The sequence below is a fragment of the Alicyclobacillus hesperidum genome (assembly GCF_900107035.1).
In the GTDB taxonomy this organism is placed as follows: Bacteria; Bacillota; Bacilli; order Alicyclobacillales; family Alicyclobacillaceae; genus Alicyclobacillus; species Alicyclobacillus hesperidum.
Window position 1 is genome coordinate 27,411 of the sequence record NZ_FNOJ01000013.1, and the last position, 25,690, is coordinate 53,100.

Below are 25,690 nucleotides of genomic sequence, written 5' to 3' on the forward strand. Positions count from 1 at the left end.
TAAGCGCACTGATTTGATAAGCCATATTTTTTATGCTAAACCGTCTTCTGAATATGCACTCAGGAGCACACGTTCTCTATCACACTTGCCACCCGCCTTCTATCGACATTCAAAAAGCCCGCTCCAAAGCATCGGACCGGGCCTTTACATGATTTCACAGAACGGTTGAATCAGCGCTTGACCACCCTGAAGCGGTTGGCCAAAAGCATGGGGACCTGCGGGAAATCAGTTGGGTATGGCCAGAAGCTAATCCCTCTCAAGTTGTATTCACCAACCAAGTCGAGTTTCGCTTGAAAACTGCGTGCGTCCTCAAACCAAACGATGTGCTCTGCTTGGTCCTGCGCTTTGTACATATAATACGGTGCCTGGGCGTTGGCATCATACAGAATCGAAACTTGATGAGCTGCCGCGCGTTCGACCGCTTGCAAAGGCGTCAAGGTCTCCGCGCGCGTTCCACTGACGTAAGGTAGTTTCCAATCGTACCCGTACACCGAAACGCCCATTAGGATTTTGGCCGGTGGAATAGCCGTGATCGCGTAGTTGAGCACTTGCCGAATTTGATCGATGGGCGAAACCGCCATTGGCGGACCGCCAATCCAGCCCCACTCATACGTCATCAGCACGACAAAGTCACACAGCCGTCCGTGCACAGGGTAATCGTGTGCTTCGTACAAAAGGCCCTGCTGTGTCGCAGATATTTTAGGCGCCAAAGCGCTCGACACAAGAAGGCCCTCGCGATGCAAGCGGTCAACCACCATCTGCAAAAATTGGTTGTATAGCGTCCGATCCTGTGGGTACACGTACTCAAAATCGATATTCAGTCCCCGGTACCCCTTCGCCCCCATGGTTTGTAGCACGTTTTCAATTAACGTGTTTTGCAAGACATCGGAGGTGAGGATGGTATGTGCAACGTCAGAGCTAAACATATTGCCCTGCCAATTGGTCAAAACCAGCAATGGCGTTACACCTTGCGATCGCGCCGCTTGCAACAGACTGGTGTCGTCCAGTTGCATCGAGATAGAGCCGTCCTGTTGTGCCTGGTAGCTAAAAGGCGACAAGTACGTTAACACAGGTGCCAAGCTTGAGACCTCCTGCACAGCGGCTGTCCCAGACTGAACAAAATACGCATTCGTTTCCAGACTGCGCCTTATCGCAGGTGTAGCATTTCCCACATTTGTGGGGATGACGAGAGATTGGCCGACAACGAGTTCATTCGGATTGGCAATGCCGTTGCTAGCGGCAATCGCTTCTGGCGAGACGCCATACATACGCCCCAGCTGCCAGAGGGTATCCCCCCGCTCCACGACGTGAATCAACATCATACAGGCCTCCTGTTCTCATTCCTCGACACCAGCCTATTCCTTGCACATATCGTTGGGCTGGGCGGACGCCCATGCCTTTTGGCATCGCGACGCTTCCCATGTATGATGGAATCTGTTGTGCATGTGGAGATTTACGAGTGAGAGAGGAGTCACATATGCAGCCGGAGCAAGCAGTCGAGCAGAGCAAACCCGTTTTGTCGAAGCGTTTAATCCTCGTCATGGCAATTGCCGCTGGCCTTGCCGTCGCAAATTTATATTACGGCCAGCCTCTCCTCAATGACATGCGCGTGTCGTTTCATGCCACATCGTGGCAGGTGGGGATATCTGCCACTTTGACACAGGTGGGCTATGCGTGCGGCTTGTTCTTCTTTGTCCCACTGGGCGACAGCCACGAACGGCGGCGGCTCATCGTTCGTATGTCGATCGCGGCGGCTATTGCCCTCGTGTTTCTAGCAGTAGCACAGGATCTATGGTGGCTATACGCGGCCAGCCTTGCTGTAGGTATCACGACCGTGGTGCCCCAGATGATTGTACCGTTCGCAGCCCACTTAGCAGCTCCAGCGGAACGTGGCAAAGTGGTCGGCACCGTCATGAGCGGTCTGCTCATTGGCATCTTGCTGGCGCGGACACTATCAGGTTTTATCGGATCGGAATTCGGCTGGCGGGCGATGTATTTGATCGCCGCCGTCATCATGGTACTTCTCACGGTCACCCTGCGCTGGCTTCTACCTGGCCTCCCGGCGGCGACGCAAACACCTTACGGGACACTCCTGAAATCGCTGTTCACGTTGATTAGGGAATTGCCCGATTTACGCGACGCGTCGCTCCTGGGCGCAATGTCATTCGGCGGCTTCAGCGTGTTCTGGACCGTCCTGTCACTCTATTTGGCAGGCCCGCAGTTTCACCTGGGGGCTGATGTAGCCGGCTTGTTTGGCCTCGCGGGCGCAGCAGGAGCGTTCATCGCCCCTGCCGCTGGATCGATCACGGCGCGCATTCCTGCGAAGTACACTGCGCGCTTGGCTACTTGTGTCACACTGCTGTCGTTCCTGATTCTCTGGTTGTTTCGCCAACATCTCATCGGCTTAATGATCGGTGTGATCATCATGGATCTTGGTGTTCAAGCGACACAGGTTTCAAATCAAGCGCGCATCTATAGCCTCTCAGACGCGGCACGCAACCGCCTCAACACGGTGTACATGGTCACATACTTTCTGGGTGGTGCGCTCGGATCGTTCATTGGATCGTTCGTCTTTGACAATTGGCACTGGGGCGGTGTCTGCGCAGCCAGTAGCATCTTGCTTATCCTTGGCATCCTGGGTTTTCTCGCCGTCGCACCGAAGGCCCTCATGCCATCGCACGATCCTCGCGATCTGATCAATTGACATACCGCCAGGTGTGACCGCCGTCGGTGGTCGCAAGCAGTCCGTTTGCTGTCAGCAAGTACCCGTCCGCCAAGTTAACAAATGACAAGCCATAGACGGCTCCGGACGGGTACAAGTTGAGCGGTTGCGGGACAGATTCATCCTCGCTCCGCGTTTGCCAATGGCTCCACGTACGCCCGCCGTCGTGCGTGACAAACAACGCCATCCCTTGATTCACCTCAAATGGCGATCTCGCCGCCAACACCCAACCGTTCTCCCCGGACCAATCCATACCAAGGGCGGCATACCCCTTCGGCAGTGAAACATGCCGTTCGACGTGCGATTCAGACGTCCATGTAAGCGTCGTTTGGTAAACCCCAGGCTGTAATTTCGTGGGGCGCTGCAGCTGTTCGACCGAGGAACTCCACAACGTCCCGGGGTTTTCATATGCCGCCGTAGCGATCCCTAACGGACTGCTCTCTGTTGCGATTTGCGTCCAATCGATGCCGTTGGGCGATTGCAACGTCACAGATGGATATGCAGTCACAAGCGTCAATGCGAAGTGATCACCGGACACCGCGAGGGCAGTTTGTACGTTCGCGACAGAAAGTTGTTTCGACGCGCTCGCCGGCAATTGCGAAGCCCCTAAATCCGTCCACGTCTTCCCGCCATCATGGCTCACCAAGAGGTGCAACTGTCCTTGCCCGTTATTCACTTGTTCTACCGCAGCCACGTAGACCGTACTGGCATTTGCGTACGCAATTGCGGTCGGGAACATGCCATTCATGATACGAACGGTACGCCAGGAATGACCGCCATCGTCTGTCGTATAGATATAGCCAGCGAGATCGTCTGAGCCGATACCTATGCCCTCATTAGGTGTGACAAACTGCACAGCGACGTTCGGCTCGTCGGCTGGATATACAACGTTCCACGTCTTCCCGCCATCGCTACTACGGTACAAATCCATGCCACCGTTCGTCAGCGACACGGCTGCAAACATGGAACCCTTGGGTCCGCTCGTCAACCTCGCCTCACGCCAGTCAGGGAGCTGTGCCACCTGTGAAATCACACCTGAGTGCATATTGAACGCTGTCAAACCACCTGGAAACGGCGCCGCCCCCGGATCGAGAGCCACGAAAGCAAGTTCGCCAGCGGATTTTGTAAACGTCGGTTCCGATTGTAAAATGCGTCCCATATACGCATTTGGCTGTGCATGTTTCCACGCCTTACCGCCATTAAGCGTCCAGTACGCGGTGGTCGTCCACGAATCGAGATCTTTGACGAGAAATAAGCCGTAGTTTTCCGCGTTCGGATCAAATTGCACGGCCGCTTCCCACGCGCGCATGGGTGCCGTCCGCACGGCCACACTCCAATGCGCACCGCCATCAGTCGAGTGCAACAGTTCGATCACGCCTTTGTTGACTTCGCCGTCCGCCGTTACCGGTGCCGTCGTGGTGGACAACCACAACTCACTGGCTTTCGGTGCGCTGAAAGCAATGGGTTGGCCAGGCGTCTCCATCTGCCTCCACGTCGCTCCTCCGTCTACCGTGTGCAAAAGGTATCCATCGACCAACGCGTAACCGCTTTGCGCAAACAGTTTGACTTGCCAGTCCTGCGCAAGCATGGACTCTCCCATCACTCGTGTCACCGTCCATGTACGCGCCCAATGCCGCCCACCATCCGTGGTTCGATAGATGGCATCTGTCACGCGCTGACGTGCGTCAACCGCCGGCGCGACGGGCTGAGCACTCCGGGTCAGCGCAACGCCGTCGCTCGCATTTGTGAATGCCAAGGACTGCACTTGTCCATCGATAGTTCCAGCCTTTGCCCAAGTCGATCCGCCGTTTCGCGTGACGATGATTTGCCCGTTGACCGCCGCATGCCCGACGCCAGCCCCCGTAAACACGGGAACGGCAATGCTCGTTGCCGACGTACTCGTGATGCCCGGCTTGCCGACAAAAGCCAGTGGACGATCGTTGATGACTGAAACCGCTTCCTGTTTCGTAGTCTGCGCGGTATGCTTGAAAGGAGTGACGCTCGCCACGGCCGTGGCATTGCCGTTAACATGAGTATCACAGCCAACCAAGGCAAATGCGGTCGTCACTGCGGCAGCCCACATCCATGTCCGTCTGGTCATTGGTCATTCTCCTCACTCTACCATGTTGTCATCTCAGTTGACGAAGCGAGTGGCGACCATGTGACATGGAGTGCTGACAAGGAAACATTTGCAGAGTTGTGGATGTCGACTATCCGTAAAGGGGAAATGGCATATGGACAACAGCCGTACACGCCAACAAACACCGGCCCGTGTTGGTACCTTGACGATCACGTTTGACGACGGGCCAGACGCCGAATATACGCCGCAAATTCTCGAAACCCTTCGACATTATGGCGTTCCCGCCGTCTTTTTTTGCATCGGTGAACAAGTGGCGCGCTACCCCGACGTACTGCGCGCCATTGATGCTGCCGGGCATGCCATTGGCAACCACACGATGACACATCCGCATCTGACCGAGTTGCCTAATGACGAAATTCGTAAACAACTGACCGACGCAGCCAATCAAATTGAAGCCACAATTGGCAAGCGACCGCACTTGTTCCGTCCGCCATACGGCGATATGGACGAGCGCGTCGAGCGGATCGCGCGCGAGCTAGGCTATCAACCCGTCCTGTGGGACGTCGATTCCGTCGACTGGTCGGGCATTCCTGGACCGACGGTGGCAGCCAATGTGCTTCCGCACCTAAAGCCGGGTGCCATTGTGCTCCAGCATGCGGGCGAGCACGCGGAAGGCACGCCTGCGGCGTTGCCGTATATCATCGAGGTGGCTGTCGCGATGGGTTACGACTGGGTCCCTTTTATGTCGAAATCGTGACTAACCTCTCAAGAATAAGCGGGAAACTGTGAAACACCAGGACCTGATTAACCGCATGACGCTTAAAGAAAAGACCTCGTTGTTGTCGGGCCAAGACTTCTGGCGCATGCAGGATATCGCAAAGCACGACATACCTTCGCTGACCCTGACAGACGGTCCACACGGCGTAAGGATGCAAGAAGGGGGAGCAACGCAGTTGGAAAGCAAGTCGGCAACTTGCTTTCCAACTGCATCCGCACTGGCAAGTCAACCGCATCAACGGTACGTACTGTTGTGAGCACAAATGGCTTTTAACCGTTGGGCGGTATAACACGCGCGATCCAACAAGTGATTGAGCGTCTGCGACAAGCGCAGGAAGGGCAATTTCGCGGGCAAGCCGCCTGTATGACTGCGAAAGGAGATTTCTCCGATGAACGTTAACTTGAACCGCGTGGCTGACGCACCCGTCGTCTCGACACGCTATGGAAAAATTCAAGGTATATGGCAGGACGGCGGTTCTGCCGCGTACCTTGGCATCCCTTACGCGGCTCCGCCCGTTGGTCAGCTACGTTTTTTGCCACCGCATCCCCCCGAGCCATGGGAGGGCATCCGAACAACCGCCGAATATGGGCCGACACCTCAGCGGCGGCCATTTGGCGATGTCACGACGATCCCCGAGCCGTCCATACCCGGAGATGACATCTTGAATCTGAATGTGTTCACACCTGCCCCGCGTGATCGTCTCGCAAAACTCCCTGTCTTGGTGTGGATTCACGGCGGCGGCTACTTCGCTGGATCACCCGCTTCGCCATGGTATAACGGCCGCTCTTTTAATCATCATGGGGTCGTTTTTGTCACGCTGTCGTACCGCCTCGGCTTTGATGGATTCGGCTGGATGGAAGGCGCACCATTGAACCGCGGGTTGTTGGATCAAATCGCCGCGCTCCGTTGGGTCAAAGACAACATTCGCGAATTCGGGGGCGATCCTGATCGCGTCACGATTGCTGGCCAATCGGCTGGGGGAGGTTCCGTGTTGTCGCTTCTGGCCTCACCGAAGGCGGAAGGACTGTTCCAATCGGCGATAGCCGTTTCTAGTGCCTTTGGCTGGCCAACGGCCAACGACGTGGCCGAAGTCGGACGAGGCCTTTCGGCACATCTTGGCATCGCACCGACCATTGACGCGTGGCGCACCATTCCTCACGAGCGTATCCTGGATGTCGAACGAGAATGGAATCACCTGCCGGGCAGTCCCACAGCGTCTTCTGTCGATGAACTCTTGACAGCCATGCGGACGGGATTAGATCGGGCGACAGGCCTGGCGTTCCGTCCGGTGCTAGACGGAGACGTACTGGTGCATTCTCTCGATCATCCAACAACTCAACAGCGGATCGCTCACATTCCTATCATCATCGGCAGTACGCGCAATGAGTTTTCATTCCCTTCGCCAGCGGATGCTCCTGGCCTTGATGAAATTTGCGAGATACTCGCTCGCCACGGCGTGGCCGATGCTGCCATCGAGCGCTTTGCCCACGATACATGGCGGATTGGCGAGGAACGTGCATTAGGACAGTTCATGACCAGTTTCATGTTCCGCAATGAGATTGCTCGCTTTGCAGAGTTGCGCAATCGTGCAGGAGCAGGAACGCGGACTTGGCTGTACGATTTCGCCGAGCTGGCCGCGAATGCCCAGGGATCGTTCCATTGTCTCGACCTGCCCTATTTCTTTAACCAGCTCGACGCACCAAACGTCGCCAAAGTACTGGGTCCCAATCCCTCACAACCACTCGCGGATGCTATGCACGGAACATGGATCGAGTTTCTCAAACATGGAAGGCTGCCGTACCCCTCCACCGAAGACAACCCGTGTGGTGCAATTCACTTTCAGGGCGGGGCCGAATTCCGGCCGGATGCTTATTTCTTCGAAAGAGAACTGCTCGCTGCCGTCGGCCAATGGCCGGGCCTTCCGGACTGAAGATGCCGCCGCATGATCAGACACGCCATGCTAAAAAGCCCCGGGAGAATCCTCTAATCCGGGGCGATTTCTTTAACGGCGGTTCACTTGTTCTGCATCATCACTGATTTCCGGATCATCACCACAATCAGTCGGCTACTTTATCTTAGTCGTCTTCAACCTCGGTAAATTCCTTTACAATATGAGTATAATCATACCCGTGTTCGCAGTGCGTACAATGAACGCGAACCACATGTTCACCTTCTGGCACTTGAACAACATTGACCTTTTCACAGCGTGGGCAAATCGACTCCACTTCCCAATGTTTATGCAAACTCATGAACTCGCCTCCCTGCTTGATTTTGTTATGATACTATGCAGACTAACTCAAAATCAGCTTGAAGCGATAGCACTCACCCGTTTAAGCCATGAACAAAGTAATACGCGTCAATCGATCCCCAGCCTGTTGGATGATCATATCCTACACCAGCCGCATATGCGCCATTGTTGCCGGACGTAACATCGTGGAAAGCAAAGTTCCTATACGATGCATTGCGCGCCATGGCATAGATACCTATATCCGCGAGACCAACAGGCGGTTTGCCTTTCAGCGCACGGGATTGGTCAATAAGCGCAAACGTCGCAGCCATTTCGGGAGCGACAAAACTGGTGCCGCCTGCGATTTCCCAAGTGCCTTCATAATAAAAATCGTAACCCGTCGCGGGATTCGCGTTGAGTGCAATATCGGCAGTCTGCCGCGCCCCTGTTACGGGAACGCCCGGGCCATACTGCCACGACGGTTGACCAAAGATGGCGCTTTGTCCACCGCCACCATCCGTCCACGCGCTCTCACTCAATCGTTCACCATCGCTTGCGGCATCCAGTGTCGTCCCTCCGCACGCCGTCACGTAGGGGTCAGACGATGGATAATCGACATGGTTACCCGCAAGACCGTCACTGCTACCGCTGTCGCCCGCCGCTGCAAACACACTTTGTCCTTGTGCGGCCATCTCTTCAAATATACTGTGCTCCGCGTCGATGGTGGAGCTCGGCGTCTGCGACTCAGGCGCCCCCCAACTCGTCGTCACAACATGGGCTCCATCGTCGCTTGCCACCTGATTAAACGCATCAATGAATGCTGCCGCATCGGGCGTCGCGGCTTCGTAAACCGCGAGCGAGGCCGTGGGTGCGATGGCATGCGACCACTCGCAGTCAAGCGTCGTCTCATCACCTGGCGCCGTGCTTGTCCCGTCAATCACACGCTGGCGAATGAGCGGATTGGGCAACCCAAAGGCGCTGTCAAACGCGTCGACATCTGACACATTGACAGACCCAGAGGTCACGATGGCGATGGTTTGTCCTCTTCCAGCCCACGACGAATAGAGTGGCTTGTAATCGTAAGCTGTTTGAATCTGCGCCGGCGTGTACCCGCCTGTTGCCGACGCTGACCGCTTCGTCATGGTCAGATGCCCGGTCATAGGCTCCTCGCCCAGTCCAACAACGCCAGACACATATTGTGCAATCGAAGCTGGGAGCGTCCCCACCTGCGAGGGTGCATAAAAGTCGAGGCTTCCTTCTTGGTACTGATGCTCGCGAATCGAAAAGGCGTGTTCCATCTGCATAGCCGTTCCTTTAACATCGAGCACCAAGTTATTGTGGGAGTCAGATTGCACCTTAAGCCCGTACTGGCGCAAGTAGGTACTGACAGCTTCCACTTCGCTTGCAGAAGGCGCAAATTCCTGCCGAAATTGTTGCGGCGTCAAATAATGGCCGTACTGCTTGGATGATGGATTATAAAGTTCGCCAATCAATTGTTGCAAGGCCGCTTGATTTCGCAACTTCAGGCCAATCGCCACATGCATGGGCGCGTTTCCTGCGAGTTCCCCGACGTTCCTGGCACCGTGCTTCGCCTGTGGCTCCACATTTGCCACGACAGCGCGCTTCGCCATCGGCGCTGTCGCCGCCATGGCGACAAGCGGAACCCCGCCGGTCAGCAAGCATGCTGTTGTCGCTGCCAGCACCCGAACAGAAATCTGCATACTGCCCCCGCCCCCAATCTTATGTCAACTTCTATACAACGAAGTATAGGAGGGGGTTTCACAGTTAGATAGGAACAATATGCGGATGTAAAAGCCGACACTGGAGTTGGCGGTTGCCCATGGCGACGCAGGGCGGGGTTTCCGCCCTAACCATGGATGGTTGTACCAGACCTTGTAAAATCTTGTCTAATCTCAACTCTTCTATCGCGCTTATTCACCCAAACTCGCGAACTAGTCGTTTGGCAACATCTCGGAAGTATGCAAATGCGAAGACACGGAATCGCTCGGCTGCTGTCGAGAAGTAGCGTCGCTCCGACCAAGCAATACCTAACTGGCGCTGGCAAGCAGGTTCTTCGATGCGCAACCGGTGCGAGGCGCGTCGCGGCCACTCTAGCCAAGTGAGCGCCGGAACGAATGCGACGCCAAGACCTTGTTGCACGAGTCCTGCAATCACGTCGGGTTCGTCACCAGCAAAGTGAATATGCGGGACAAATCCAGCCTCGCGACAGAGCCGATCCGTCAATTCGCGAAATTCATAGCCTGCATTCATACTGATGAAAGGTTCATCCTTGACCTCCGCAAGACGGATGGATTCACGTACCGCCAACGGGTGATTGGAAGGAACGATAAGGAATATCTCCTCCGTTAGTAATGGCCTCCACTCGATATCGATGCCCTCAATGGCCGCGGAAGAAATACAAAAGTCGACTTCTCCATTTTCAATCTGGCGCTTCATCTCGGGTGCCGATTCAAAAAACTGGCGAAAACGGACGTCTGGATGGCTAGCCAGAAACGCACCGAGCAACCCTGGCAGAATTCTTGGCGTCGAGACGGCAAGTGTGACAATGTCTTCGTTGAGCCGAGCGAGATCGCGAATTTCGCGCTTGCCTTCATTCAGTTCCACAAACGCGCGTTGAACGCGCGCCAAAAAGGCCTCGCCATATGCATTCAAGCGGATCTGACGCCCGGTGCGGTCAAACAGCGGAACCCCCAAATCCTCCTCGAGCCGGGATATCGTCTTGCTCAGTGATGGTTGTGCGATTTGAAGCTCCTCGGCGGCCTTTGTCATGTGCTGTAAACGAGCTACCGTTTGGAAATACTCTAATTGCAAAAGTTCCACCCAAATCCCTCTGTTCCCCAATCATTTATCAAAATCTATACTTAAATAGTCCAGCATATATTTTACACTATATAAACAAAAAGATACAATAATCCCTGCACTTGATGCCTCATGGGTACTACTCGATTTCCCCACTTTTTCAAAGCCAACAATTTGATTGCATCGAGAGGAGGTTTGGTATGAACCAATCCCCAGCAACGGGTTCCGGCGGAATTCATGGTTGGCGGCTTGTGGCGATTTGTTTACTGACTATGTTCGCCTTTGGCCCACAGTACGTATTAAACGTGTCGTTTATTGTAAACCAGGGCCTTATCCAAAATACGTTTGCCTCTGGCGCAAATGCGCTGACCGTGCCGTCGACCTTGTCCAATTTGGCCTTTGCTGCATGCGTTCCGGTGGGTCCCGTGTTGACCAGGAAGTTCGGTCTACGGCACGCGTATATATCCCTGGTGCTCATGTTCTTACTTGGCAGCATCATTGCCGCCATTTCACCCACGATGTGGACGCTGGTCATCGGCCGCCTGTTACAGGGTTTGAGCGCCGGATCCTTGTTCTTAACCATTCTGCCAGTAAGCCTTATGTCGTTCCCGAATGCCATTCGCAATTGGTTCCTATTGCTCGCTATAGGCGGCCTTTTCGGGGCTTCTGCATTCGGTACGCTCTTTGGGGCGTTGACCATCAGCGCGGACGCATGGCGCTGGCTTTTCGTGCTATGTGGCATCGCACCGATTTTCTGCTTGATCGTTGGGCTCATCGCTCTGCCTAGCGAACACGTGCATGAACATCATCAGCCATTCGATATCTGGGGTGCCATCGTCCTTGCGGCAACCGTCACGGTGACCCTGTTCCCGCTGATTCATCTCAAAAACATGGGCATCGGATCGCTGTGGGTATGGCCACTCTTTGTTTTGGCAGCGGCGCTGTTTGCAACTTTCGTTTTCATCGAGTTGCACTCGAAGGCGCCACTCGTCCACTACCGGTCGGTGCGCATGCCCAAACAGATTTTTGGCTTCCTGATGGCGGTCATTAGTCACGTCGGCCTAATCCTTGCCCTCATCGGTGGCATCGAGTTTTTGCGCGCCATCAAAGGAGCCTCCTTTACAGACATCGTTCATTTTGCCGTCTGGTTTGTCTGCGGTGTCGTGATCGTCGCCCTCATCTCGGTGTTTCTGTACGATCGCGTCGACGCAGGCGCACTCGGTATCGCTGGCTCGTTCGTCGTCATGTTAGTGGCCTGGAAGTGGCACAACGCATCGGGTCATGTGTCGTATACCATGCTTGCTTTTGAGTTTGCAGCTGCAGCGACCTGTATCGGCCTCGTTCTCATCGCAGGGGCACTCGGTACAGCACTCGCGGGCGATATTCACGAAGCGCGTTGGCGTTCCGGGTTTCTACACTTTCACCGCAATCTGCTTGGCGCGCTCATCGCCCCGTTCATTGCATGGTTCCTGACCAAAGACAGCGCGATTCAATACGAGCAACTGCGTTCTCACATCAGTCTGGCCGATCCGCTTGTCAGCGCACAGTTGGCCTCCATCACGCAGCGTCTTATGGCAGGCGGCACACCACAGGCGCAGGCACAGCAACTTGCAATGACCTCGGTGTTAACCAATGCGCAGCAGGCGTCGCTACTCAGTGCACTGCACGGCTTATTTACCATCATGTTCATCGTCGGCTGTATGATGCTGGCCTCTTCCATCGGAATGGCCGCAACGGGCAAAGGCCGCGCCCTTGTACAACGCCAGAAACCGCTCACCGCACCGCAACATATGGGCGAATCCTTGCCGGCACCGACGCGTCACCACGCCGTAATTTCCAATGAAGGAGGTACACACGCATGAACATGCGACGGATGGTCGCTTTGCAAGTTGTCATCCTACTTGTTCTTGTAATCGCAGGTTTTGTCGGATATTACTTCTATAATCAGTCCTCGACGTATATTAAAACGGACGATGCCCAAGTGAGTGGGCAACAAATCGTGATTGCCGCACCGGCGGCGGGCCAGCTGACGGCGTGGAATGGCAGTGTCGGCTCCACGTTCAGCAGCGGATCGACCGTTGGCACGCTGGCCGTTCCCACAGGTAAAGGCGAGGTCAACATGAATATTCCAGATCCGAGTTCGTCGACAATTGTCGACAATTTGGCGGTCAAAAACGAGTACGTCTCGGCTGGTGAACCTCTTGCGTACGCCTATAACCTGAACGATCTGTATGTGATTGCCAATATTAAAGAGACAGACATCCGGCATGTCGAAGTCGGCCAAAATGTCGATGTCTATGTCGACGCCTATCCGGGGACGACTTACAACGGCGTCATCAAACAAATTGACTACACCACTGCAGCCACCTTGTCGCCACTGCCATCATCCAACACCAATGCAGACTATACCAAGGTGACACAGGTAATTCCGGTGGAAATTCAGCTGCAGTCGGGCACGCAGGGCCTGGCACCAGGCATGAACGTGCGTGTGCGCATCCACCGTTGATCAAACTAGGACCGATCGGGATCAGGGCTGCACGGGCCGCTTGCACAAATGGCTCGTCGGCCCTTTTTATATTGGATTGTGTTACGATGCTCATAGCGGAGCGCCTTACGGCGAATGCTCCCGATTACGGCCGGACGAGCCAGGTCGAGTTAGAGGATGATGAGTGTGCAAGAGACGAATCTACAAGGGCGTGTACGCCCGCCTTTCCGTGCTGATCAAGTCGGCAGCCTGCTGCGCCCAGAGCGCGTGAAAGAAGCACGACAAAAGCGCTTGCAGGGCCAGCTTGACGAAGTGGCATTGCGTGCAATTGAGGACGAAGAAATCACGCGCCTCGTAGCCAAGCAAAAAGAAATTGGCCTAACTGCCGTGACCGATGGCGAACTACGCCGCTCCTGGTGGCACTTCGACTTTTTGGAGCACCTCGATGGCGTGCAAGGATATGAGCCGCAGGTGGGCGGCATTCAGTTTCACACAGTCACCACCCGCCCGCGTGCAATCCGCGTCGTCGGCAAGCTCGGCTTTAGCCAACATCCTATGCTGGATCACTTCCGATTTTTGCAGTCGGTCGCCGGCGACCATCCTGCCAAAATGACGATTCCGAGCCCGAGCATGCTTCACTTCCGGGGCGAGATCGATCCGCAGGCATATCCGGATGAGGACCAATTTTTTGCCGATCTCGGCCTTGCGTACAAACAAGCGATTCAGGCGTTTTACGACGCCGGTTGCCGTTACCTGCAACTCGATGACACCGCATGGGCGTACCTGTGTTCCGACGAGCAACGCGCGCAAATCGTCGCCAAAGGGTGGGACCCTCAGCGTTTGGAGGACAAGTACGCACAGACCATCAACGCCGCAGTACAAGGCCGGCCATCCGACTTGGCGATCACGATGCATATTTGCCGTGGTAACTTTCGTTCCACCTGGATTTCCTCCGGCGGTTATGAACCGGTGGCTGAGACGCTGTTCCAACGGCTCGACATCGACGGCTTTTTCCTTGAGTACGACAGCGATCGCGCCGGCGGCTTTGAACCGCTCCGCTTTGTCGAGCGCAAGTCTTTGCAAATCGTATTAGGTCTCATCACGAGTAAAACTGGGCAATTGGAAAGCAAAGACGAGGTCAAACGGCGCATTGAAGAAGCGAGTAAATTTGTCCCTCTTGAACAATTGTGTTTAAGTCCACAGTGCGGCTTCGCTTCCACAGAAGAAGGCAACTTGCTTACCGAAGATGAACAGTGGGCAAAGCTGGCACACGTGGTCGAGATTTCGCGGGAAGTCTGGGGTTAACACAAGCGAGACCCAGATCACGGCATCAAAGTGTCAACGGTGTGCGCAACCGTTCAACCCGGCGGTTGCGCATCATGTATATTTTTCCAATCCATGAGTATTCTAGTTACATGCATGTACACGATCTCGGGCGCAGACGTATCGCTTTTCTTGGTGCATTACACCTTAATCTCATTCACCGGACTCGGCCTTGGGTGGCCGTCGCCTGGTCTTGGTTCATGCCGGGGTTTGGCCATTTGTTACTCGGCCAATACTTACTGGGTTGGATCTTGTTTGCGTGGGAAGTGGCCGTCAACGTCGAAACACACTTCAACGTCGCCATTCTCGACACATTCACAGGACACTTTACCGCAGCCAAACAGGTGTTAAGCCATGAACAAATCGGCTTTCTTCTATTTACATATGGACCCATTTTCTCATTTGCTGCGCATCACAGCTATCTAATTGCCAAAGATGCCAATCTCCTGACTGACATCGGACAAGGTGCCGCCCCTCCGCTCGCCATGTCGATCCGCCAAATTGAGTGGAACTACTTAGCCAAGAAAAACCCCGTTGTCGGCTGGCTGTGGTCGCTTTTGGCCCCCGGTGTGGGAGCCATTTACACACATCGCGTCTTGACTGCATTTTTTGAAATCGCTTGGTGGACGACCATTATCGTCAAGTCGAATATTCTCACCAGCATTGCGTATCTGACAACAGGGCAACAACAGATGGCCGTTCGGGTTCTCAATCCGGAGTGGACGCTTTTTATACCCTCGATGTTCAGTTTTCCGGCATACTACGCGTACGTCATCACAGTCGAGCGCAACAAACTGTTTGACCGCGAGCAATCCGTGTTTCTCACTTCACATTACCAAAAGAATTGGGCGTTTCCACTTCACAACAAAGGTGATGCGAAGCCTATGCGATTTGTCGCTTCGTTTGATCATTCCCTGCAACTTGAAGTAGCCCTTTCCAAGCTGCAGCAGCTCCACCTGGGTCCAGAATCCGTATTGGCTGTGCCACTTGTCCGCCGTTCCGACGGACCGCGTGCCGACACGGCAAATCACGCAGACCAGCGGGCATATTTTGACTTGGCGTCGCTCGCCGCCGCCTCCGGGTGCTTTCTTGGTACTGTCTACGGTTTTATCTTGCCTCTCGGCCCGGTCATATGGGGGCTCGGCGGGTTCGCCATCGGCTTCGCGATTGGCCTTTTCGTCAAATGGATATTCAATCGCCGAAAGCGCCGCACGCCTTCGCTACCAACGGAAATCGTGGTCGTTATCGAGTGTGAGGAGGATGTAGCCCGACAGGTTGAACAAATTCTTTGGTCACACGGCGCCTTTGCTCTGGCCCGGGTAGGACTGCAAGAAACGCCAGGGCAGGATGCTTTGTGAACGCTTACCTTCACAAACCGACATGCCGACGCCGTGCGATCCATATATACTGTACACAGACAGACCGCGAAGGTCGCGGATGATAGGGGTCAGAGTCTGTGCACAAACTGCGTGTTTTTCGCCGCTACGTACGGCGTTACTGCAAATTTCTGCTGGTCGGCTTGATGAACGCGGCTGTCGATCTCGGCGCGTTGAACGTCTTGTTGATCTTTTTCCCGACGCGATCGTCATGGTGGCTCACCGTGTATAATACCGTTGGCGTTGTCGCGGCCATCGTCAACAGTTACATTTGGAACCGCTTTTGGACGTTTGCGGACGTCGCGAAGGGGAACTTTCGGGAAAAGTTGAAGTTTATCTTACAGTCCATACTGAATATCGGCATGAACGATGGCATTTTGGTATTCGCCAACGACTACTTGGTGACACACCGCAACCTTCCGTATATCGTGAGCAGCAACATGGCTAAAGGAGGTGCGATGTTTATTTCATCGTCACTTTCCTATTTCCTTATGCACATGTTTGTCTTCCGTCGCCACCGTCCGCTGCCTGTCAAACCCACAAGGAATGATTAAGCCCTCGGCGCATAAGCTAGTACTACAATTTGTTGGTGATGGAGCTCACCAGAACCGTCCACCTGACGTGGACTGATAGCCCCTACCCGTGTTTCGGCATGCGGGTAGGGGCTTCTTGCTCATCAACCGATTGGGACGGGAGAGACATTATGGCGCCTTTCTTTAAGATTTTGCTAGTGGTCATTATTACGGCTGTCGACAATGCCTTACTCGCAGGGATCCTCATGCCATCGTCCCTGAATCGAGCAAGAAAGCGAGTGATTGGTGCCGTCGGTTGTCTCCTCGCGATCGCGCAAATCCTAGCCGCCGCCAGTGTCGATAAATTGATGCACCATATCGAGTTCCAAGTTCTATCGTCGCTACTTCTCGCCTGGATGGCGGTGCGACTCCTCACGACGGCTCCAAATGGCGGTGCCGGGCGCTCACCCCATCTCCTCATCTGGCCCATCTGTCGGTTGTTCAGTTTAACTTTTATCGGCAATTTGGACAACATCATCTGGTTGGGATCAACGTTGCAAGGCAATCGCCTGTGGCTCATCGCCTGGTCCTTGGCAAGCATTCCGGTGTTTGTAGCCGTCTCGCTCTTCCTGGCCAAACAAATGGAGCGCCAGACTTGGATCCTACCTCTGGGGGCCGCGATGATGGCGTGGGCGGCTGCCTCGCTCATTGTCCAATTGCCGGTCGTGAAAAGCGCGATCGACAGCCTGGAAGACATACCACCAACGACGCTACAATGTATCGTCACGCTCGTCATTTTGGGAATGGGTTTGTTGCTGCGAGCGATTGCGGGAAAGGGAAAGTCGCGGGCGCATTAATGTGCATATCCCAGCAAGTGCGGCGACAATGGCCGCGACATCGATAGGAAGATGGCTCAATCCGGCCCCAAGACCCATGCAAAGGCTGGCTAGACACTGCGCGAGCCAAGCAGCCATGCGGCCCGCAAATGCAGTGTTCGCTACGGCTCGCATGTCTGATGCCGAAACCAAGAGACGGTGCCCAAACAACCAACCACCTACGATACTAAGTGTGCAGATTCCGATCGCGTGCGCGAGAGCGGAGGGCAAGGACACCCCGGCATGCAGCGCACTGATGCCGCCAAGCCAGAGACAGCCCGCGGAACTCACGGCAAACACCATGTCCACCCAACTGCGCCGTGGCCACCCGAATGCCGTCTCTGCATTGGATCCGGCTCCAATCAACGCACTTGCGAGCCACATGCCCCATTGCATCGCTGCCCCTCCGTTCCTCACATGGTTACATTACGGCAGGAACCATGTGATGGCGAGGGACAGGCGCCCCACCAGGCTACAGCCAAAGTTGCACGAGCCAGGCAACGACGAGACCCAGCCCGAGTGAACTGACGAGATAGACGAGGGAAAGCATGCGATTTGTGCGAAACAATGCGATGGTGTCCACTGAGAGTGCGGAAAACGTTGTGAACCCTCCACAGAAGCCTGCGCCAAGCACGATAAACAAGGAAGGTGCAGTCACCGCAAAGAGACCGGCGAAAATGCCAAACAGCGCAGTTCCCAACATATTGATCAGCCAAGTCCCCCACGGGAAGGCGGATCGGGCGTAACCCCCAACCAGCCTACCCACTTCATACCGTGCAAGAGCACCGAATGCCGACCCGCAGGTGGTCAACCAGAGCGTCGTGCCAATCACGCGGATACCTCCTCGGTCGGCCGTTTCGTCGCTTGCGTCAGAGTAGCCATCAGCCACTGTCCACCAAAGGCCGCAGCTGGGCCGCAAAGCCCGGTTGCCAGTATATAGGTGAACGCAAGGACGGGTGCTTGACTGAACAAAGGTAAACTACCTTTGGCAAAGGTGGAAAATGTGGTGAATCCGCCCATGACGCCTGTACCAAGTCCCACGACTAGCCAATCAGGCCTTATGCGTCTGAACGCTGTGTGCTGAATGACGCCTAGCAAAAACGAGCCGGTGATATTAATGAGCAATACATCAATAGGGAACTTCCCCCAGCCCCCCATACCTTCACTGATCAGCGCGCGTAGTAGACCCCCGATGGCACCGCCCAGAAAGACCGCGGCCATCCGCTTCCATTCCTGCATGCGAATCTCCCCCCAAAGTTCTTCCGCACGCGAAAAAGGCCCCTGCAACGTACCGATTGCAGTGCAATCGGTACGTTGCAGGAGCCATCATCCCTCGCGGGCGGTTTTGGTGAGCCCCATCACCACTTGATTAGGCTCATTATACTGGGGAACTGTCTTGTCTGCCAAGATTGTCATGGCGCATGATGCTGCGCCATGTTCGATATGCAGAGGCCATTTCGCTTACGCGGTACTGATATATCGTATGCGGCTAGGCGCATTTTGCGAAGCCCTATTGTTTCTCTTGGCGCGTGATGGCCGCGTGTCAAACAACGCCCCGGGGGCCAATGGACGAGGCGACCAACAACCGCATTACGAAAACGGATGACTGTCCGGATTCAAATCGTCTTCTGTCAATATGCGCGCAGCATAACCCAGACGATAAGGCAGTTCAAACAGCCTTGACAACCCTCGCACTCGTTGCAGTCCATATCCCCATGTGATCGGCGTCATGCCCGGAACCAGAACCTTGACCGCAGAGAGTCCGGCATATGATAATTCCGCGCTCGTTTGTTGAACTACGACGACGTCGAACCCCCGGTGATGTAAATCTCGAACAACGGCGTCGAGGATAAGCCGAATGTCTCTGGAAGCCAGTTGATATCGAGCGGCTGCAGTCATATACGTTTCCTCGACGGATTGCACAGGTCTTTGCCTAGTACACTCCAACAGAAACGCCCAACGCGGGTACGCCTCAGGCAACGCTGCCACGGCATTGTGGTCGAGAATGTCCCTTATAGTACGCGGATCCTTGAACATCGCCCGGGCTTGATTGCGCCTTGCCTCTGGTGAACGGCGCAGATTGAACACTTGTACTGTCAGTTCACGCAGTGCGCCATGAACGGCTTGATAAGGGTTGATGTGGCACGCCGATCCGCTGACCACTTTCGGGTATTGGTGCAAGCGATGGATACCCACGGCACACACGACTGGTATATCGAGATCGGGTGATAATTGAAACAGCCGTACTTCGTAGCCCATGTCATCCAGCGTGTGGAGCATATGTGCCGTTTGCGCGGGACAATGGGCGCCTATGGTCAATTCGGGAACTGGCTGTTTCGCGTACCACATGTTCAAGAATCCGTCGCGCTCAAGGACTTCAAAAATTCCGTGGAGTACGGCCTCTTCTACACTTCCTCCAATTGCACATCCATTCGACGACTCAGTGACAAATCGCCTTTCATCGGCGGTTGGCCCATAATAGGCCATTTGCTCAGGGATGAGGACTGGTATGTTCTGTCTCGTCGAATAGGCCCAGACCCACGAATACCTCTTTTCTTCATCAAAGGGTTCTAACAACGAATACGTAGATGGTAGCAACTCGTAGCAATGTAAACCGAAACGCGAAGGATGTATGGCATTTTCCGCGAACTCCGCATACCTGCCAAAGACGATAGGCTTTCGATTTACCGCCTGAAATCCGCAACTGCGCTCCAGCACTTCCAGCATGGCAGATTGCCTTGCGGCAGTGGATGTCGGACCAGAACCATAGCCGGCAATCTCCGCACCGGCAGGCGTATATATGAACGCCGCGGCCTGAGCAAACGCTGTATCGTCGCTATGCTTATGAATAACCGAGATGTAGCCCACGTCGGAGTGAAAGAACATGCGCTTTAGCTGTTCGAAATCGATGTTCTTCACCCGTAACGCCTCTTCGTCGGCGAGCGCACATGACGCAAACTCAAGCTGTGCAAGCGCGGGATGATCATCCGGTATGAGCCCGCAACGTGGGCAATCGTGATTCGGAAGGACGGGAACCCACTCGGCATGTTCGTCGCTATATACACAAACGTGTCCCCGTGCATGAGGCATTCCCTCAGGTTGCAGGATAGACTGTATTTCTTGCACAACCAAATTGAACAGCTTTTCCATTGCCATTGCCGACATCTCGAAAGGCTCTGCCAATTCCTCGATCAGCGTGCCACTTTGTTGGCCAAAGAAATGTTGTAGAACACTACGCTCAAAGCTGTTTTCCCACCGCAACTGTAAGCACGTCGCACAGCCTGGTACCCCCGGTGTTTCGAATGGACCCAAGAAGGCAGTCGTTCCTCGCCCAAGCACAGGCAGGACGGGAATCTGCAACGACCTGCACTTGTCCAACACCGACTGTTCAAATTCCGAAAGCATATCGGACGCAAGGATCACGAGTTGTACGTCAACCTGTTCCAATTCGTCGAGTGAGCAGTCATTCAGAATGCCAATCTCAGTCGATTGACTGGCTAGCTGCTGCCAAGTCGCAAGCAACTGCGGACCTAATATAGGGCCGTTATGAAATAACACAATACACATCATATCTCCCTCATCCGAACCCATCATCGGCAACAATGTTTCTCTGAAAATAACGATTGATGTGCGAGTCAGGATGCACTCTATGCCATTACCCAATAGAAAGTGTCAATGCTGCGCGTATCTTTTTGCTCGTGGAAATGTGCGCCTTACCCCCTCCATCCGCCCTGCTCTGTCATTTGTTTCATGACATAACCTGCACCATGTCGGCTTCAAGGGAGGGATTGCGATGTACGGAACCTTTGGCGGATACACACGGTGGGCTGTTGTATTTCTGATTATCTTCGTGTTGTTCTTCCTGCTCGTACCAGGTTATGTTGGCGGCGGATCCTGCGCTGGCGGTGCAGTCGGCTATTGATGAAAAGGGGGAAATCTGCGTGTACGATGGAGGCGCCTTTGGGGGATATACCCGCTGGGCTGTTGTGTTCCTGATTATCTTTGTCCTGTTCATTCTGCTGGTTCCCTATTGGGGCGGCGGCGGTTCCTGTGCTGGCGGAGCCGTAGCATATTAAGATGGATGGTTGCAAAGGCGGCGGGATGGTTCTCCGTCGCCTTTTTGGATTCGACGAAAACCACATGGTATCGAAAATCCAAGTCGGCATCTATATACACTTACCCGAACGATTACCATTTCACTTGGACCGATATGTGCCATTTGGCTTCCTGTGCGGCCAGCGCTATCATAGATGGGTATGTCACGCGGGAGGAGTGGTAACCCATGCGAACCAACGGCGCTCGCACAGCATGGATGGTCACGTTTCTTGTGACCGCTTGGGGCTTTAATTGGCCGTTATCGAAAATGGCCCTGGCGTTCACGCCACCCATTTTGTTCTCGGGCATGCGTACGCTTGCCGGAGGCATCATCCTTCTTATCGTGGCCAGGATCACCCGCCCTGGGCAGTTAAACCTTCGGAAAACCTGGTATATCTATCTCATTTCCAGCTTGTTTAATATCATCCTGTATTACGCACTTCAGACGATTGGGTTAGCTTATCTGCCATCAGGCCTTTTTTCCGCCATCGTCTTCTTACAACCCATGCTCGTTGGCATCCTGTCCTGGTTATGGCTTGGCGATCCGATGCACGCATGGAAAGTAGCCGGCCTCGTGCTCGGTTTCGTAGGTGTCGGCGTCATCAGCCTCGGTAGTCTTAGCGGCGTGCACAGTTCCAACATCGGCATCGTATTGGCCGTGGCGACTTCCGTCTCCTGGGCCATTGGCACAGTCTACGTCAAAAAGACGTCCAGCCTAGTCGATCCGGTATGGCTCGTCGCCATCCAACTGGTTATCGGCGGCATGCTGATGAGCGGCATAGGCAGCGCCATCGAACCACTGCAGTCCATTCGCTGGACCGGTGAATTCATCGCGCTGTTCGCCATCATTTCCGTGATCGTCATCGCTCTCGGCTGGCTTGTCTACTTTACGCTTATTGGCTCCGGCGAAGCCACGAAGGTTGCCTCGTACACGTTTCTCATTCCACTCATTTCCGCCTTTGCAAGTGCGTTGCTGATGCGCGAGCCGCTCACACTATCGCTCGTCGGAGGCCTCGTGCTCGTGCTCGTGAGCATCTACTTGGTGAACCGTCCCGCACCAGCAGTGAAAGAAAAAGCATCGATGCAATGAACAAAGGGGCGGGCATATCGCCAGCCCCAATCACGATTCGGTTGCCTCGACAAAACGCTCGCCGCCGACAATGCGCTCTGTCGGATAGACACGACGCACGCGTTGCACGATGATGGCACCTATCACGGCCTTCACAAAGTCCCCTGGCAAAAAGGGCCACATACCGCCTGCGAGCGCAGACCCCCATGGCTTAAGCGACGGCACCGCATGTCGTAGCCAAAGGACACCCGGAATATAACAGATGCAGTCGCCTAGAAAGAATAACACGAGGACAAGTTTCCACCACTCCCCGCGCGATCCCGCTGGAATCCGCTGCACCACGAAGCCCGCGAAAAACGCGCAAAACGGCCATCCCCATATGTATCCGGCTGTTGGTCCGAGCAACAGGCTTGGCCCGGCGTGGCCGCCGATCAACGGAAGCCCGGCGAGATCGAGCACAATCAGCAAAACAAACGTGAGTCCGCCATACCACGGGCCAAGTAAGGCACCACACACCATGATCACAAGTGTCTCCAAGGTGATAGGAACAGAACCAATCGGCAACTGAACTAGACTTAGAACGGCAAACAATGCAACAAACAGGGCACAGAAAATCAATCCACGAAACTTCATGCATCGCTCCCCTTTGCAAAAATCTGATTGTTAACCTAGTATATATCACAGGTTAACAATTGGCGCTAGATCCAATATTCCTGCTGACGAGGAACATGAACGATGAAATCTGTAGCGATCTCTATCGAATGGGAACGCGTCGTTGTCAGACGCGTTGGTGCAACGCACGCCGTCCTTTGTGACATCTCGTTTGCGATTCGGGCAGGCCAAATGGTCGCCGTCGTCGGTCACAACGGCGCCGGCAAGACGACGTTGGCGCGCGTAATGACGGGCCTCATCCCGATTGCAGCCGGAGCCGTGAAAGTCTTCGGGCAACCGCTTCCGACACAGCGCAGACTCGTGCAAATGGGATTTCAGCCACCTAGTGCCCAGCTCCTCGGCACCACGATCGCAGAAGAACTGGCCATTGCCCTGGCAGCACGTCCTTGTGAAACAGGGGAAGTGGAAAGCGATGCTCGACGCATGCAAGCGGAGATGCACGCACTATGCCGACGCTTCGGCCTCAACATGCCACTGACCACCCCAGTCCATCACTTGTCCGGCGGCCAAGTGGCTCGGCTTTGCATCGCCAGTGCCATAGCGTCAGGGGCTTACATTCTCGTGATGGACGAAACGCAAGCCGAGCTCGATCCCGCTGCTCGACAAGCGATGCGTCAGCTCTTTCGCGATCTCGCTGAACAAGGCAGGACGATCCTGCTCATAACCCACGACATGGAAGACGTGTTAGCCGCCGACCGGGTGCTCGTACTGGAGGCCGGGAGATTGGTTGACGACTTACCAGTGAGATCGTTCTTCTATTCGGAACGAGGCGGCGCGACGCCTTGTCAACAACATGGCTTTGAGGAACCATTTCTCGTGCGCGCCGCGCGATCGACGAATCATCGCCTAGGCTTGCGTCTCTCGCCGGTTACCGAGATGGAGTGGACGGAGGGACTGCAACATGTATCTGCATGCCGCTAAGATTGGCGTTGATCGCGAAGGCAAGCAGATACTTCGCGACATCTCGTTGACGGTTGGACCGGGAGAATGGATTGTGCTCGCAGGTGCCAATGGCGCGGGTAAATCCACCCTGCTCGACGTGCTGGCCGGGATGACGGAGCCAACCAGTGGACAAGTGATCTATGGCGAAATGCCGCAATCAGGCGGTACGGTTCGCGCAAGCTATCTTTATCAATCGCCAGAGACAGGGCTCTTCGCCGCAACCGCGGTGGAGGAGTTTGCATTTAGCATACAGCGGCGGCGGGGCGAAGTCGAACAATCGTGGGCCGACATCCGCAATGACCATCTAAAACCGCTCGGACTCGGGCACGTTCAGCCGACGGATGTGCCTTTGCGCTGGAGCACAGGCATGCAACGCAAGTTTGCGTATGCCTTGGCTAAGGCCAGCCATCCGCCGCTTTTACTGCTCGATGAGCCGACAGCAGGCCTTGACGCAGACGCGCGGCGTGCATTGCTCGACGCACTGGTGCACCACGTCGAAGCCGGCGGGTCTGTCATTGCGGCGACACACGATCTCGACGAGATGCTTACCTTTGCAACGCGCGTGATCGTGCTCGCCAGTGGAAGTATCCAGTTTGACGGACAGGGGCGCGATCTGGCTCGCCACCCGGAGCTGCTGCTGGAAGCTGGTATCGGTCTGCCCCCGATGCTGCGCGTGGCGGCCCACCTACACGCGGCAGGCCTCATCGCGGACATGGGGCTGTACGATGCCGACGAGATGGCAACAGCCGTGTGCCAAGTTGGCAAAAATGCCGAAGCCGCATGCTCAAGTATAAGGGCACGCGGGTTGGAGGCTTCGGGCATAGGATCTGAACGGCAAGAACCTGTTTGCCTGCCTGCGAATGTTACAACGGAAAAAAGTGATCTCGGGCATCCGATGAGTCGATGGCTGGCGTTGACTGCGATGACAGTGGCCATCGCACTTGTTCATACGCTTCTCGGGGACGCCATAGCGGTTGTAGCTACAGCTATCATGCTGGTTATGCTCCGAGCATCTTGGCGCATGACGCTACGGCTGAGTAGAGTTTGGGTAACCTTTGCGCTCCTCGCAAGCGCCATCGCCGGGATTGAACTTGGGCCGCCATTTCATGTGCAATGGGCGTTTCACTTCGTTGCGTTTTTGCGCACACTGCGCTACGTCGTACCCTATTGGTGCTTTCTTCAACTCGGACAATTGTTTGTCAGCGATCTCACGCCTTTGGCGTTTGGCGCAGCCATTCACGATATCCCAAGGCGCCTTGGTTTACCTGCTCATTGGTGCCGCGTGTGCGGCTGGACGGCAACCTTAGTCTGTCGCTTCATTCCAGCCATCGAGCAGATGTACCGCTTGCAACTCCGAGCCTATCAAGCTCGCACGCTCACTTGGGACAAACGGAATATTCGTCGTCTGGAGTTCGCCGGGCTGCAAGTTGCCAATGTGCTAGCACCGTTTCTGATTCGTTTACTGCGCGTTGGCGAAACCACCGCAGACGCGATGGCGGCGCGAAGTGTATTTCATATCGGGTTCCCTGCCGACAGTTACCGGCCTTCCCGCATGGATAGACGAGATGCCTTGACGCTGATTACAGGGCTTGCCTTGGCTAGCGCAATTGTTCTTGGCCGATAGGGGGCATCGTGTAACGGGAATGAAGGCAAAGAGGGTTGGACAACTGCCTAGAATAATGGCGCAGGTGCGATATTAAAAGGCTGGGCGAGG

General features: G+C 55.0%; 24 protein-coding genes and 2 riboswitches. Of the genes, 15 read left to right on the plus strand and 9 right to left on the minus strand.

Annotated elements, in window-relative coordinates; all coding sequences use genetic code 11:
* Window positions 1-170 precede the first annotated feature (170 nt).
* On the minus strand, window positions 171-1,319 hold the full coding sequence (locus tag BLU70_RS10195; RefSeq protein WP_074693391.1) for a glycoside hydrolase family 18 protein: 1,149 nt from the start codon (window positions 1,317-1,319) through the stop codon (window positions 171-173).
* A gap of 158 nt (window positions 1,320-1,477) precedes the next feature.
* On the opposite strand from BLU70_RS10195, the gene BLU70_RS10200 reads away from it, so the two are divergent.
* Window positions 1,478-2,704, plus strand: coding sequence for an MFS transporter (locus tag BLU70_RS10200; protein WP_074693392.1), 1,227 nt, complete (start codon window positions 1,478-1,480; stop codon window positions 2,702-2,704).
* Here the strand turns inward: BLU70_RS10200 and BLU70_RS10205 are convergent.
* Complete coding sequence (locus BLU70_RS10205; protein ID WP_074693393.1) at window positions 2,697-4,823, minus strand: beta propeller repeat protein; 2,127 nt, start codon at window positions 4,821-4,823, stop codon at window positions 2,697-2,699. The two genes, BLU70_RS10200 and BLU70_RS10205, sit on opposite strands and share 8 nt — an antisense overlap.
* A 133-nt stretch (window positions 4,824-4,956) precedes the next feature.
* On the opposite strand from BLU70_RS10205, the gene BLU70_RS10210 reads away from it, so the two are divergent.
* The 3 genes from BLU70_RS10210 to BLU70_RS10220 all read left to right on the plus strand — a co-directional run bounded on the left by BLU70_RS10210 (window position 4,957) and on the right by BLU70_RS10220 (window position 7,510).
* Window positions 4,957-5,559 carry a polysaccharide deacetylase family protein gene (locus BLU70_RS10210; RefSeq protein ID WP_074693394.1) on the plus strand — a complete coding sequence of 201 codons (603 nt, stop codon included), beginning with the start codon at window positions 4,957-4,959 and terminating at the stop codon, window positions 5,557-5,559.
* A 28-nt stretch (window positions 5,560-5,587) separates the two neighbouring features.
* Window positions 5,588-5,836 carry a hypothetical protein gene (locus BLU70_RS10215; protein ID WP_176780882.1) on the plus strand — a complete coding sequence of 83 codons (249 nt, stop codon included), beginning with the start codon at window positions 5,588-5,590 and terminating at the stop codon, window positions 5,834-5,836.
* A gap of 132 nt (window positions 5,837-5,968) precedes the next feature.
* The gene (locus BLU70_RS10220) at window positions 5,969-7,510 is read left to right on the plus strand and encodes a carboxylesterase/lipase family protein (protein ID WP_074693395.1); all 1,542 of its coding nucleotides are present in this window, start codon (window positions 5,969-5,971) and stop codon (window positions 7,508-7,510) included.
* Window positions 7,511-7,655: 145 nt separating this feature from the next.
* Here BLU70_RS10220 and BLU70_RS14625 read toward each other — a convergent pair whose 3' ends face one another.
* The 3 genes from BLU70_RS14625 to BLU70_RS10230 all read right to left on the minus strand — a co-directional run bounded on the left by BLU70_RS14625 (window position 7,656) and on the right by BLU70_RS10230 (window position 10,648).
* Complete coding sequence (locus BLU70_RS14625) at window positions 7,656-7,829, minus strand: hypothetical protein (protein WP_176780883.1); 174 nt, start codon at window positions 7,827-7,829, stop codon at window positions 7,656-7,658.
* Window positions 7,830-7,902: 73 nt separating this feature from the next.
* Window positions 7,903-9,528 (minus strand): S53 family peptidase, encoded by a 1,626-nt coding sequence (locus BLU70_RS10225; RefSeq protein WP_244885180.1) that lies wholly within the window; start codon window positions 9,526-9,528, stop codon window positions 7,903-7,905.
* A 214-nt stretch (window positions 9,529-9,742) separates the two neighbouring features.
* The gene (locus BLU70_RS10230; RefSeq protein WP_074693396.1) at window positions 9,743-10,648 is read right to left on the minus strand and encodes a LysR family transcriptional regulator; all 906 of its coding nucleotides are present in this window, start codon (window positions 10,646-10,648) and stop codon (window positions 9,743-9,745) included.
* Between the two features lie 179 nt (window positions 10,649-10,827).
* Here BLU70_RS10230 and BLU70_RS10235 point away from each other — a divergent pair, with 179 nt between their 5' ends.
* The 6 genes from BLU70_RS10235 (at window position 10,828) to BLU70_RS10260 (ending at window position 17,180) form a co-directional block, all read left to right on the plus strand.
* Window positions 10,828-12,489: an MFS transporter gene (locus BLU70_RS10235; RefSeq protein ID WP_074693397.1), complete on the plus strand. Its 1,662-nt coding sequence runs from the start codon at window positions 10,828-10,830 to the stop codon at window positions 12,487-12,489.
* Window positions 12,486-13,133, plus strand: a complete 648-nt coding sequence (locus BLU70_RS10240; RefSeq protein WP_074693398.1) for an HlyD family secretion protein — start codon at window positions 12,486-12,488, stop codon at window positions 13,131-13,133. The genes BLU70_RS10235 and BLU70_RS10240 overlap by 4 nt, the downstream gene beginning before the upstream one ends.
* Before the next feature lie 156 nt (window positions 13,134-13,289).
* On the plus strand, window positions 13,290-14,417 hold the full coding sequence (locus BLU70_RS10245) for a 5-methyltetrahydropteroyltriglutamate--homocysteine S-methyltransferase (protein WP_074693399.1): 1,128 nt from the start codon (window positions 13,290-13,292) through the stop codon (window positions 14,415-14,417).
* Between the two features lie 74 nt (window positions 14,418-14,491).
* Window positions 14,492-15,793: a hypothetical protein gene (locus tag BLU70_RS10250; RefSeq protein WP_157785453.1), complete on the plus strand. Its 1,302-nt coding sequence runs from the start codon at window positions 14,492-14,494 to the stop codon at window positions 15,791-15,793.
* Window positions 15,794-15,891: 98 nt separating this feature from the next.
* The gene (locus BLU70_RS10255; protein WP_040289085.1) at window positions 15,892-16,365 is read left to right on the plus strand and encodes a GtrA family protein; all 474 of its coding nucleotides are present in this window, start codon (window positions 15,892-15,894) and stop codon (window positions 16,363-16,365) included.
* Between the two features lie 25 nt (window positions 16,366-16,390).
* Window positions 16,391-16,457: riboswitch (Fluoride riboswitch) on the plus strand.
* Between the two features lie 57 nt (window positions 16,458-16,514).
* Window positions 16,515-17,180 carry a TerC family protein gene (locus BLU70_RS10260; protein ID WP_074693400.1) on the plus strand — a complete coding sequence of 222 codons (666 nt, stop codon included), beginning with the start codon at window positions 16,515-16,517 and terminating at the stop codon, window positions 17,178-17,180.
* Window positions 17,181-17,670: 490 nt separating this feature from the next.
* Here the strand turns inward: BLU70_RS10260 and BLU70_RS10265 are convergent, their stop codons facing one another.
* The 3 genes from BLU70_RS10265 to BLU70_RS10275 form a co-directional block, all read right to left on the minus strand.
* Entirely contained in the window at window positions 17,671-18,030 is a 360-nt protein-coding gene (locus BLU70_RS10265; RefSeq protein ID WP_100218609.1) for a fluoride efflux transporter FluC, read from the minus strand.
* Window positions 18,027-18,437 carry a fluoride efflux transporter FluC gene (locus tag BLU70_RS10270; protein WP_074693401.1) on the minus strand — a complete coding sequence of 137 codons (411 nt, stop codon included), beginning with the start codon at window positions 18,435-18,437 and terminating at the stop codon, window positions 18,027-18,029. Before BLU70_RS10270 ends, BLU70_RS10265 begins: the two co-directional genes overlap by 4 nt.
* 71 nt (window positions 18,438-18,508) lie before the next feature.
* Window positions 18,509-18,570, minus strand: a riboswitch (Fluoride riboswitch).
* Window positions 18,571-18,788: 218 nt separating this feature from the next.
* Window positions 18,789-20,765: a TOMM precursor leader peptide-binding protein gene (locus tag BLU70_RS10275; RefSeq protein ID WP_074693402.1), complete on the minus strand. Its 1,977-nt coding sequence runs from the start codon at window positions 20,763-20,765 to the stop codon at window positions 18,789-18,791.
* 226 nt (window positions 20,766-20,991) lie between these two features.
* Here BLU70_RS10275 and BLU70_RS14890 point away from each other — a divergent pair, with 226 nt between their 5' ends.
* From BLU70_RS14890 to BLU70_RS10280, 3 genes are all read left to right on the plus strand, one after another.
* Window positions 20,992-21,120: a hypothetical protein gene (locus BLU70_RS14890; protein ID WP_269744870.1), complete on the plus strand. Its 129-nt coding sequence runs from the start codon at window positions 20,992-20,994 to the stop codon at window positions 21,118-21,120.
* 19 nt (window positions 21,121-21,139) lie between these two features.
* Window positions 21,140-21,274, plus strand: coding sequence for a hypothetical protein (locus tag BLU70_RS14895; protein ID WP_272942621.1), 135 nt, complete (start codon window positions 21,140-21,142; stop codon window positions 21,272-21,274).
* Between the two features lie 206 nt (window positions 21,275-21,480).
* A complete protein-coding gene (locus BLU70_RS10280; RefSeq protein ID WP_074693403.1) occupies window positions 21,481-22,383 on the plus strand; it encodes a DMT family transporter in 903 nt (300 codons plus the stop codon).
* Window positions 22,384-22,413: 30 nt separating this feature from the next.
* On the opposite strand, the gene BLU70_RS10285 is transcribed toward BLU70_RS10280, so the two are convergent.
* Window positions 22,414-22,995: a biotin transporter BioY gene (locus BLU70_RS10285; RefSeq protein WP_040289081.1), complete on the minus strand. Its 582-nt coding sequence runs from the start codon at window positions 22,993-22,995 to the stop codon at window positions 22,414-22,416.
* A 102-nt stretch (window positions 22,996-23,097) separates the two neighbouring features.
* On the opposite strand from BLU70_RS10285, the gene BLU70_RS10290 reads away from it, so the two are divergent.
* Window positions 23,098-23,955 carry an energy-coupling factor ABC transporter ATP-binding protein gene (locus BLU70_RS10290; RefSeq protein ID WP_074693404.1) on the plus strand — a complete coding sequence of 286 codons (858 nt, stop codon included), beginning with the start codon at window positions 23,098-23,100 and terminating at the stop codon, window positions 23,953-23,955.
* Window positions 23,936-25,600, plus strand: a complete 1,665-nt coding sequence (locus tag BLU70_RS10295; RefSeq protein ID WP_074693405.1) for an ATP-binding cassette domain-containing protein — start codon at window positions 23,936-23,938, stop codon at window positions 25,598-25,600. The genes BLU70_RS10290 and BLU70_RS10295 overlap by 20 nt, the downstream gene beginning before the upstream one ends.
* Window positions 25,601-25,690: the final 90 nt, after the last annotated feature.

Bases quoted from the DNA above. Each gene is read 5' to 3' on its own strand.
- BLU70_RS10195 (WP_074693391.1), bottom strand. From the start codon at position 1,319: ATGTTGATTCACGTCGTGGAGCGGGGGGATACCCTCTGGCAGCTGGGG.
- BLU70_RS10200 (WP_074693392.1), top strand. From the start codon at position 1,478: ATGCAGCCGGAGCAAGCAGTCGAGCAGAGCAAACCCGTTTTGTCGAAG.
- BLU70_RS10205 (WP_074693393.1), bottom strand. From the start codon at position 4,823: ATGACCAGACGGACATGGATGTGGGCTGCCGCAGTGACGACCGCATTT.
- BLU70_RS10210 (WP_074693394.1), top strand. From the start codon at position 4,957: ATGGACAACAGCCGTACACGCCAACAAACACCGGCCCGTGTTGGTACC.
- BLU70_RS10220 (WP_074693395.1), top strand. From the start codon at position 5,969: ATGAACGTTAACTTGAACCGCGTGGCTGACGCACCCGTCGTCTCGACA.
- BLU70_RS14625 (WP_176780883.1), bottom strand. From the start codon at position 7,829: ATGAGTTTGCATAAACATTGGGAAGTGGAGTCGATTTGCCCACGCTGT.
- BLU70_RS10225 (WP_244885180.1), bottom strand. From the start codon at position 9,528: ATGCAGATTTCTGTTCGGGTGCTGGCAGCGACAACAGCATGCTTGCTG.
- BLU70_RS10235 (WP_074693397.1), top strand. From the start codon at position 10,828: ATGAACCAATCCCCAGCAACGGGTTCCGGCGGAATTCATGGTTGGCGG.
- BLU70_RS10240 (WP_074693398.1), top strand. From the start codon at position 12,486: ATGAACATGCGACGGATGGTCGCTTTGCAAGTTGTCATCCTACTTGTT.
- BLU70_RS10245 (WP_074693399.1), top strand. From the start codon at position 13,290: ATGATGAGTGTGCAAGAGACGAATCTACAAGGGCGTGTACGCCCGCCT.
- BLU70_RS10250 (WP_157785453.1), top strand. From the start codon at position 14,492: ATGTATATTTTTCCAATCCATGAGTATTCTAGTTACATGCATGTACAC.
- BLU70_RS10260 (WP_074693400.1), top strand. From the start codon at position 16,515: ATGGCGCCTTTCTTTAAGATTTTGCTAGTGGTCATTATTACGGCTGTC.
- BLU70_RS10270 (WP_074693401.1), bottom strand. From the start codon at position 18,437: ATGCAGGAATGGAAGCGGATGGCCGCGGTCTTTCTGGGCGGTGCCATC.
- BLU70_RS10275 (WP_074693402.1), bottom strand. From the start codon at position 20,765: ATGTGTATTGTGTTATTTCATAACGGCCCTATATTAGGTCCGCAGTTG.
- BLU70_RS14890 (WP_269744870.1), top strand. From the start codon at position 20,992: ATGTACGGAACCTTTGGCGGATACACACGGTGGGCTGTTGTATTTCTG.
- BLU70_RS10280 (WP_074693403.1), top strand. From the start codon at position 21,481: ATGCGAACCAACGGCGCTCGCACAGCATGGATGGTCACGTTTCTTGTG.
- BLU70_RS10285 (WP_040289081.1), bottom strand. From the start codon at position 22,995: ATGAAGTTTCGTGGATTGATTTTCTGTGCCCTGTTTGTTGCATTGTTT.
- BLU70_RS10290 (WP_074693404.1), top strand. From the start codon at position 23,098: ATGAAATCTGTAGCGATCTCTATCGAATGGGAACGCGTCGTTGTCAGA.
- BLU70_RS10295 (WP_074693405.1), top strand. From the start codon at position 23,936: ATGTATCTGCATGCCGCTAAGATTGGCGTTGATCGCGAAGGCAAGCAG.